Genomic DNA, 476 nt, shown 5'->3' on the forward strand with positions numbered 1-476 from the left:
GCCCAACCGATCCACTCCCGGAGATACACATCTGCAAAGATATGCGGCACGCTCCAGAAATCTTGCATGGCCAGTTTTAAGCGGTACGCACGGCCCGTTTGCAAATTGCTGTCTTTCAGCCGTGTCAGCGTTTCCTTCTGTTCCGCCTTTAAGTTGGATTCATTCTTTAGCCAAATATATTTGGTGTGCTTCAACTCCGGCGTTTGCTTTTGTTCGGCGATTCGGACATCATCCACCGCTTCATTCACCAGCTTCATCACGTGAAATTTATCAAAGGTGATTGCGGCCTGGGGAAAGTAATCTTCAATCCCCCGAATAAACGCCGGGGACATGTCACAGCATACTTCCTTAATCTGATCGGCACTGGCGCCTTTGGTGGCCAGTAATTCCTTGAATCGTCCCAGCGTATCCATTCCCTTGCCTTCGGTCGCAAACAGCACTGTTTTGGCTTCGGCGTCCAGAAATAGCGTAATGTA

At 49.6% G+C, this 476-nt stretch carries 1 protein-coding gene; it reads right to left on the reverse strand.

Features of this window, described 5'->3' with window-relative positions; translation table 11 throughout:
• Positions 1 to 476 (reverse strand): ISL3 family transposase (locus L691_RS0117060; RefSeq protein WP_025691640.1); only part of this gene is annotated, 476 nt, incomplete at both ends.

The organism is Paenibacillus zanthoxyli JH29 (assembly GCF_000520715.1).
In the GTDB taxonomy this organism is placed as follows: Bacteria; Bacillota; Bacilli; order Paenibacillales; family Paenibacillaceae; genus Paenibacillus_AQ; species Paenibacillus_AQ zanthoxyli.